Below are 8,566 nucleotides of genomic sequence, written 5' to 3'. Positions count from 1 at the left end.
TGCTGCGGTCGTCGTTCCAGCCCCATTTGGTCAGCAGGCCGGGCTTGAAGGACAGGTCCGGCGCCTGGCCAATGTAGGGATCGAAGATCGCCTGATAGATCGACTGGATGGTCGGATTGACCGCGGATAATCCGATGGTCGGATCGAACGACGGCAGATTGACATTGTAGGCGATGGTCACCGTATCGGCGGCGGCTTGCGCGGCGCCGCCGAGCAGGCCGGAGGTGAGCGGCAAGGCGGCGGCGCCGGCCAGTTGCAGGACCGTGCGACGCGAAAGCGCGGATGACACCATGATCATTACTCCATATGCGAGAACGGCGCCCGGGAGCGGGCGCCGATGACTGAATGCGATTATTCGGCGGCCCGCGGCGCGCTTTCGGCCCAGCGCGCCATCAACGCGTTGGACGGCAGCGTCTCGTCGACGAGTTTCTTCGCCGTCGCCACGCCGGCCACGGGGAGCCGGGCGGCATCGAGGAGCCCGATCTGCACCAGCACCGAAGCCTGATCCCAGTAGATGTGTTCGTTGTAAAGCTTGTCGCCGCGGAAGCGGACGATCGCGACCAGCGGAATTTCCACATATTTGCCGGTCGGCTTGACGCCGGGCAGCATCCAGTCGATCTCGATGTCGTGGGTGAAGCAGAACAGCATCTCGTCGACCACGCGGTCGGCGCCGATGGTCCGCGAGATCGGGATCAGCTTGGTATCCACCGGCGTCTTTGGGATGAAATGGTTGGCGTAAAAGCGCAAGAGGTCGCGATAGCCGACCCCGCCGGTCATGGTCGGGATGTGATTGACATAGGGCTCCGCCACCATGGTCGCCATGGTCGCTTCGGCCGAGCGCACCCCGAATTCCAGTTCGGTGTGGCGGTCCCACAGCGACGACAGGTCGTAATGCGGCCCCAGCACCTTGCGGAACAGCGCGATCGAGCGCGAATGCGCCATCAATGTCGCGGGCTTGTTGAAGCTTACGCGCTCCGGCGCGGCGAAGGCATGGTCGCAGCCGGGATAGAGATAGCACTCGACGTCCGCACGGCTGGCGAAGGCCGCCTTGATCTGCTCCCGCGCCTCCGGCGGCGCGAAGCGATCGAGCTCGGCGAAATGGAACACCATCGGACAGGTCATCTGCGCGGCCTCGCCGAGATCCGCCTCGATGCCGACACCGTAATAGGACACCGCGCAATCGACGTCGGTGCGCGCCGCCACCAGATAGGCGAGCTTGCCGCCGAGACAGAAGCCGAGCGCACCGACCTTGCCGGCGCATTCGCTGCGCGCCCGCAATACTTTCAGCGCGTCGGCGGAGTCCTTGATCGACTGGTTGGCGTCGAAGCGCTGATAATAGCCGAACGCCTTGTTGAAATCGGCCTCGGAATAGCCGAGCTCGATGCCCGGCTCGAGGCGCCAGAACAGGTCCGGCGCCAGCACGACGTAACCCTCTTCGGCATAATAATCGGCGACCTCGCGCATCGAGGCATTGACGCCGAAGATCTCCTGCAAGAGCAGGATGCCGGGGCCGGATCCCGATGCCGGAACCGCAAGATATCCCCTGAAGGTGCCGCCATCCGCGGCGGCGATATCAATCCATTGTCCTGCCATGGTCCGAGCCCCGTCCGAAAACCCGTACGCCAGTATCTGGCTATGCACCCTGGATGGCCATAACTCAATCCGGCGCGATAAGCTAGTTCATCGTGATTTCTTAATCGAGGGAGTGAAGCGATGGCTGAAGAAACGATCGGCTTTGTTGGAACGGGCCGAATGGGCGGGCCGATGGCCGGGCGATTACTCGACGCCGGCTATTCGTTGTCGGTTTACGACACCGAGAGCGAAGCAACCGGACCGCTCGTTGCGCGCGGCGCGCGACTGGCAAAATCGCCCGCCGAGGTTGCATCTACGGCGGATATCGTGCTGACCAGCCTGCCGACCCCTGACATCGTCAAGGCGGTCGCGCTCGGTCCCGACGGCATTGTTGCGGGAAGCCGCGCCAGCATCATGATCGATCTGTCCACCACCGGACCCGGCGCGGCCAGGCTGGTCGCGGAAGGGTTCAAGCCGAGGCGGCTGACGCTGGTCGACGCTCCCGTCAGCGGCGGCATCAAGGGCGCGGTGAACGGTACGCTCGCGGTCATGGTGTCCTGCCCGAAAGCAACCTATGACACCGTCGAACCGATCCTGAAGAACTTCGGAAAGCTGTTTTATACCGGAGACAAGCCGGGTACGGCGCAAACCGCAAAACTCGCCAACAACCTGATGGCGGCAGCGGCCCTTGTGATCACCTCGGAAGCCGTTGCGATGGGCGTCAAGGGCGGCGTCGACGCCAGGGTGCTGATCGATATCATCAATGCCAGCAGCGGGCGTAACAGCGCCTCCGAAGACAAGTTCCCCCGCGCGGTGCTTCCCGGCACCTTCGATTTCGGCTTCAGCACCGGCCTTTCCTACAAGGACGTGCGGCTTTGCGTCGATGAAGCCGAGGCAATGGGCGTTCCGATGGTCTGCGGTTCTGCGGTCCGCCAGATGCTCGCGATTACCAACGCCAAATATGGCCCGTCATCCGACTTCACGTCGATCGCGAAAGTCCTCGAGGAATGGGCCGGAGTGGAAATGCGCGGCTAGTTTCGAAAGGCCGAAGGATATCATTCGTCGCGCCGCGCTTCGAGCTCGCGCTGCGCCTCCGCCAGCGCCGAAGGCTCGACCAACAGGCCCTGCCGTTCGTAGCGGCGGCGACTGCGGCTGAAGCGCACGACGACGGCACATCTTGTGCTTTTCGCCTTCGCCCGCCGCGACAACAGCGCATCGCCCGCCGGCAGGAACTCGAGATCGGCAAGGCCCACGCATGCGAGACAGGCCGGGCCGGGATTTTCCATCATCAGGAAGTTGCCGGTGGCGCCGCAACGGTGGCAAGTCCATTCGCGGTTCAAGGGCTGGACCACCACCAGTTCCGGCGCCTGGCTTGCTTTCTCCGCGAGGCGTTCGCGTTTCCGTTCCGAAAGCTCCGGCGAAACCCAATGGGTCCGGTACTGCGCCTCGATCTCATGGTCGCCGCTTTCGCTGAAGCGTAGACTCTCGCGCTGCGGGGTACGCGCGACGTAGTCCGTCGGGCTCGCGGACAGGCCTGTTGCGGCCGCCCAGGACCGAAACAGCTTCATGGCCTCCCATATCCGCGCCGGGTTGGTTTGCACCGCCTGCTCGAGGTAGTCGATCTGCCCCCGCCGCCATTGTTCCATCTTCCCGGCATCGAGCCACCTGATCCCGATCAGCACGTCGATAGGGCTGACATAACCTTGGGCAGCCAGCGCCGCTTCGGCGGCCTTGACGATGCGCTCGGCGAGAGCTGCTTTATTCTTCGGGTCCATCGTTGCGTAAATCTCGTGGTGGCGCCGGCGGTGCTCCGGCCATCATCCATCAAGCCATTCCAGATTTGCAAGGTCCTGGCGATGTCGCTTTGCCGAATCCTGAGAACGTCAGCACCACGGGACTGGTCATCGGCCGCGATCGCGGGATGAAGCCGGTCGCGGTCCCCCCCCGCTACGCGAGCCCACCATCGACCACGAAGCACTGGCGCGTGATGCGCTGACTGTCGTCGGAGGCGAGGTACAGCGCCATGGCTGCGATGTCGTCGGGCGTCACGGCATCGGGAATGGCCTGACGGGCGCGAAATTCGTCGATTTCGCGCTCGTCCGGGTACCACAGCCGGCGCTGGCGCTCGGTGATCACCATGCCCGGCGCGATGGCGTTGACGCGAATGCGGTCGGGTCCGACCAGCCGGGCCAGCGAGTTGGTGAAACCTACGATCGCCGCCTTGGCCGCGGCGTAAGCCGTCAGCGCCGGTGCGCCGCGCATCCAGGCGATCGATGACATGTTGATGATCGAACCGCCGCCTCGCGCCTGCATCTGCGGCACCACGGCCTGAGCGGCAAAGAAAACGTGACGCAGGTTGACGCCGATCATCCAGTCGAATTCTTCGGGCGTCACCTCGGAAAGCACCTGGCGCTGGTCGTTGGCGGCGTTGTTCACCAGCACCGCGGCGTCGCCGAGCGCGGCACGAATCTCGGCCAACGCGCGGCGCAAGGCTTCGATATCCAGCAGATCGCAGGGCACCAACAGCGGCGCTGTGCCGCAGGCGCTGGCGACGTCCCGCGCCAGCGCCGTGCCGGCATCGGCGTCGATGTCGAGGAAGGCCACCCGGGCCTTCTGGGCGGCGAAGGCCCGCACCAACGCCGCGCCGATGCCGCTGGCGCCTCCGGTGATCAACACGACCCGGCCCGCGAGGCCGGCATAGTCTGTCTGGGTCATGCGATGAGACGCTCCGTCTTCGGGTCGAACAGGCAGATGCGGCGTGTATCGAGCGCGAAGGCTGTAAGCGCACCCGGCTTGGGCCGGATGTCGGGCGAGATCCGCGCCAGTACCGGCTCGCCGCCGAGCCGCAGCAATACGACCGTCTCCGCGCCGGTCGGCTCGATCATCTCCACCGGCGCGTGGACCACGATCGGCGCCTCCGAGGTGTCGCCGAAGACGCGGCCGGACTCGGCGATGCATTCCGGCCTGATGCCAAGCACCACTTCGCGGCCAAGAAAGGCCGCGGCCGCGTCGTATCCGCGCAGGCGCAGGCGGACCTCATCCGGCCGCCCGGCGCCGATCACGACCTGCGGCGCGCCATCTTCCGCTACAAGCCGTGCCGGCATGGTGTTCATCGGCGGCGAGCCCATGAAGCGTGCCACGAACAGATTGGCCGGATATCGGTAGATCGTATCCGGGTCGGCGAATTGCTGCACCTCGCCCTGGTACATCACCGCGATCCGCGTTGCCATCGTCATCGCCTCGATCTGGTCGTGGGTGACGTAGACGATGGTGGCGCCGATGCGCTGATGCAGCCGCTTGATCTCCATCCGCATCTCGACCCGCAGCTTGGCGTCGAGATTGGAGAGCGGTTCGTCGAACAGGAACAAGAGCGGATCCCGCACCAAGGCGCGCCCCATCGCCACGCGCTGGCGCTGGCCGCCGGAAAGCTGCGACGGCCGGCGCTCGAGCAGCGGCTCGATCTGCAGCAGCCGGGCAACATGGGCCACGGCCGCATCCTGCTGCGGCTTGGGGACATGACGGCATTCCATACCGAATGTGATGTTCTGGCGCACGCTCATCGAGGGATAGAGCGCATAGGACTGGAACACCATGGCGATGTCGCGGTCCTTCGGCTCGATATCGTTGACCATCCGTCCACCGATTTCCACGGTCCCCGCGCTGGCCCGCTCCAGCCCGGCAACGATATTGAGCAGCGTGGATTTGCCGCAGCCCGATGGTCCGACCAGCACGGTGAATTCGCCGCTTTCGATGTCGATGTCGATGTTCTTCAGCACCTCGAGACGGGCGAAGCGCTTCGACAGGCCGCGGATGCTCAGGGCTGCCATGATGACACCGTCACTTCACGGCTCCCGCGGTGAGGCCACGCAGGAAATACCGTCCGCCAAACAGATAGACCACGAGCGTCGGCAAGGCCGCGATCAGCACGGCGGCGCTTTGTTCGCCGTACATCGGTTCGCTGGTGATCGCGGCGCTGAGCGCGATCAACGCCGCCGTGACCGGCTGGTTTGCGCCGGAGGTGAAGGTGACGCCAAACAGGAACTCGTTCCAGATTCCGGTAAACTGGAAGATCACGGTCACGATCAGTATCGGAGGCGAGAGCGGCCATACGATCCGCCAGAAGATCCGGAAGAAGCCCGCGCCGTCGATGCGCGCCGCTTTCAAAAGGTCCGGCGGGATGCTGACATAATAGTTGCGACAGAACAGCGTCGTGAAGCTCATGCCCTGGACGGTGTGGATCAGGATCAGGCCGGCGATGGTGTTCATCAGCCTGAGATCGCGCAGCACGACCACCCACGGGATCAGTTTCATTTGCTCCGGCAGGAACACGCCGAGCGCCACCAGCCCGAAAATGACCCGATCGCCGCGAAAGCGCCAGAGCGCGATCGAGTAGCCGGCAAGTGCCCCGAGCAGGGTGGAGAGGATGGTGGCAGGGATGGCCAAGGTGAAGGAATTGAGCATGTAGGGCTCGATGCCCCAGCAATGCTCGGCCATGCAGAACTGGTTCCATGCCTGGGCGTAGTTGGCAAAGCTCAGGTGGCGCGGCCAGCCGATCATCGAGGTGGCGGCGATCTCCTGGCTGGAGCGCAGCGAGTTCACGACCACGACGCCCAACGGTACCAGGAACAATAGCGCCAGCACGATCAGCGCGGCGTAGATGATCAGCCGGGCCCGCTTCATGCCCGGGCCTGCCGTTGCCGCCGCCAACGCACATAGATTCCATAAGGCGCCAGCACCACGACCAGCGACAGCAGCATCAGCACCGCGGCCGCCGAGCCGCGCCCGAGTTCGCCGCGCTGGAACATGAAGTCATAGACGACGAGGGTCGGCAGCATGGTGGAGATGCCTGGCCCGCCCCCGGTCAGCGCCCGGACCAGGTCGAACGTCTTGATCGCCGACTGCAGCAGGATCACGAACACCGTGACAAAAATCGGCCAGATCGTCGGCAGCAACACCCGGCGGTACATCCGCCATGGTCCGGCACCGTCGATCTGCGCGGCCTTGATCAGGTCCCCGTCCAGCGAGCGCAATCCGGCCAGGAACAGGGCCATGGCAAATCCGGCGCCTTGCCAGACGCCGGCCAGGATCAAGGTGTAGATCGCCTTGTCCGACTGCACCAGCCAGTCGAACCGGAAATCGAGCCAGCCGAGATCGTGCACCAGTTTCTGGATGCCGATCCCGGGATTGAGCAGCCAGCTCCAGACCGTGCCGGTGACCACGAAGGAAACCGCCAAGGGATAGAGAAAGATCGTGCGCAGCGCATTCTCGCCGCGCACGCGTTGATCGAGCAGGATGGCCAGCAACAATCCGAGCGCCATCGTCAGCAGCACGAAGCCGAGGCCGAAGATCACCAAATTGACATAGGCGATCTGAAAGTTCGCCGTCCGGGTCACCGCCCGGTAGTTGCGCAGACCGACCCATGAATAGTCCGGCATTAAGCTCGATGCGGTGAAGGAGACCCAGCTCGTCCACAACGTGAACACTACGACGTGCCCGGCAGCAACCAGCAACGGCAGCCAGATGGCAAGCCCGGTCAGGACGCCGCCGAGGCGGCGACGCCAAAGGCCCGCGGCCTGCTCGCTCCCCGCATAGGGCTCGCGTGCCTGCAGCGCCGGGATCGTTGCCATGGACAGGATCCTACTGCGCGCTGGCTACCGCCTCGACCAGCCGCTTCTGTCCTTCGGCGGCGGGGATGGCGCGGTTGTGCACATACTCCGTCAGCACATCGATCATGGCCGCGGTAATGCCGTTCGGTTGCGCCATGTTGTGCGCGAGGCTCAGCAGCACGCGATCCCCGGCGATCGCGTCGCGCAGATTCTGCGCCGAGTTGCGCTGTCCATCGGTAAAGCCCGGCGCCGCCAGATCGACATCGGTGCGCGCCGGTATCGAGCCGGTGATCTTCGAATACATCTCCTGCGTCGACGGCTGCATGACGGTCGCGGCGAACAATTTCTGCCCGGCCTCGAGATCGGCCGCCTTCGGCTGCCAGAAGATGAAACAGTCGGCGTTGAGGTCGAAGCATGGCGGACCCTTCGCCTGCGGGGCCGGTCCGCTGCTGAAATCCGCCTCCGTCGCGCCGGCGCGCAACAGATTGCCTTGCGCCCAGCCCCCCATCAGCACCATGCCCATGTCACCCCTGACAAAAGCCGGCAGATTCACCGCCCAGCCCTGCGCCGCGATGTTCGGGTTCATCCAGTTGGCAAGTTTGCGCAGTTGTTCGAACGCCGCCAGCACTTCCTGGCTCCTGAGCGCATCGACATCGAGTTGCATGAGGGCGCGGCGATAGATTTCAGGACTGATGCCGGCGAGCGCGATCTCGAATTTCATCCCGTCATCATAGCGGATACCGCCATTGGCCAGGGGAATCATGCCTGCGGCCTGCATCTTTTCCGCCATGTCATTGAATTCCGCCCAGGACGTCGGCGCCTTGGTCACGCCGGCACGCTGCATGCCCTTGGTGGAGAGAAACAGCGTGTTGAGCCGATAGACCTGCAGCGGCAGCGCGATCCAGTGCCCCGCCGGCTGGCAGCTCTTGGCGAGTTCCGCCGGAACCTTGTCGGCAAAGCCGGCCGTCTTTACCCACGGGCTGATGTCGACGGTCGGCGCGATCTTAGACCATGCGGCGATTTCGGGACCTTTGAGCTGCGAGATCGCGGGCGGATCGCCGGCAATGATCTGCGCGCGCAGCTTGTTCATCATGTCGGTGGTGAAGCCGGGAACGGGATTATGCTGCCAGATTCCGCCACGTTCCTCGAACAGCTTGCCGAGCGCGGAGATCGCGGCGCCATCGCTGCCGGCGGCCCATTGCGAGATGGCGGTTATTCGCGGCTTCAGCGCGCCCTGCGCGCGGGCCAGCGCAGGCAGTGCCAGCGCGGCAGCGGAACCAGCGAGCAGGCGACGCCTGGTAGTCATTGGCATGGCTTGTTCCTCCCGACTTCAGACATTTGACGCGTATAGACCGCGCCGCTCATTCCAGGCGCAGCCGCGACGGCTG

8 protein-coding genes and 1 pseudogene are annotated in these 8,566 nt (G+C 64.6%); 1 reads left to right on the top strand and 8 read right to left on the bottom strand.

All coding sequences use genetic code 11. The annotated features are described in order from the left end of the window. Both ABSG20_RS23175 and ABSG20_RS23170 read right to left on the bottom strand, forming a co-directional pair. Positions 1-292 (bottom strand): annotated as a pseudogene (locus tag ABSG20_RS23175) (ABC transporter substrate-binding protein); the annotation flags it as partial. A gap of 59 nt (positions 293-351) precedes the next feature. Beyond that, positions 352-1,593 carry a dienelactone hydrolase family protein gene (locus ABSG20_RS23170; RefSeq protein ID WP_423866846.1) on the bottom strand — a complete coding sequence of 414 codons (1,242 nt, stop codon included), beginning with the start codon at positions 1,591-1,593 and terminating at the stop codon, positions 352-354. Positions 1,594-1,713: 120 nt separating this feature from the next. Between ABSG20_RS23170 and ABSG20_RS23165 the strand changes: the two genes are divergently transcribed. Further along, entirely contained in the window at positions 1,714-2,607 is an 894-nt protein-coding gene (locus ABSG20_RS23165) for an NAD(P)-dependent oxidoreductase (RefSeq protein WP_423866845.1), read from the top strand. 20 nt (positions 2,608-2,627) lie between these two features. Here the strand turns inward: ABSG20_RS23165 and ABSG20_RS23160 are convergent, their stop codons facing one another. The 6 genes from ABSG20_RS23160 to ABSG20_RS23135 form a co-directional block, all read right to left on the bottom strand. Then, positions 2,628-3,347 carry a hypothetical protein gene (locus tag ABSG20_RS23160; RefSeq protein ID WP_423866844.1) on the bottom strand — a complete coding sequence of 240 codons (720 nt, stop codon included), beginning with the start codon at positions 3,345-3,347 and terminating at the stop codon, positions 2,628-2,630. Positions 3,348-3,519: 172 nt separating this feature from the next. Then, positions 3,520-4,287 (bottom strand): SDR family NAD(P)-dependent oxidoreductase, encoded by a 768-nt coding sequence (locus ABSG20_RS23155; protein ID WP_423866843.1) that lies wholly within the window; start codon positions 4,285-4,287, stop codon positions 3,520-3,522. Further along, positions 4,284-5,399, bottom strand: a complete 1,116-nt coding sequence (locus ABSG20_RS23150) for an ABC transporter ATP-binding protein (RefSeq protein WP_423866842.1) — start codon at positions 5,397-5,399, stop codon at positions 4,284-4,286. The genes ABSG20_RS23155 and ABSG20_RS23150 overlap by 4 nt, the downstream gene beginning before the upstream one ends. Before the next feature lie 10 nt (positions 5,400-5,409). Next, positions 5,410-6,252: a carbohydrate ABC transporter permease gene (locus ABSG20_RS23145; RefSeq protein ID WP_423866841.1), complete on the bottom strand. Its 843-nt coding sequence runs from the start codon at positions 6,250-6,252 to the stop codon at positions 5,410-5,412. Continuing rightward, positions 6,249-7,199 carry a carbohydrate ABC transporter permease gene (locus ABSG20_RS23140; RefSeq protein ID WP_423866840.1) on the bottom strand — a complete coding sequence of 317 codons (951 nt, stop codon included), beginning with the start codon at positions 7,197-7,199 and terminating at the stop codon, positions 6,249-6,251. Before ABSG20_RS23140 ends, ABSG20_RS23145 begins: the two co-directional genes overlap by 4 nt. Before the next feature lie 10 nt (positions 7,200-7,209). Beyond that, positions 7,210-8,490, bottom strand: coding sequence for an ABC transporter substrate-binding protein (locus tag ABSG20_RS23135; protein ID WP_423866839.1), 1,281 nt, complete (start codon positions 8,488-8,490; stop codon positions 7,210-7,212). Positions 8,491-8,566 lie beyond the last annotated feature (76 nt).

The organism is Bradyrhizobium sp. (assembly GCF_049512235.1).
Taxonomy (GTDB): domain Bacteria; phylum Pseudomonadota; class Alphaproteobacteria; order Rhizobiales; family Xanthobacteraceae; genus Bradyrhizobium.
This window is presented reverse-complemented; position numbering and strand designations above follow the sequence as displayed.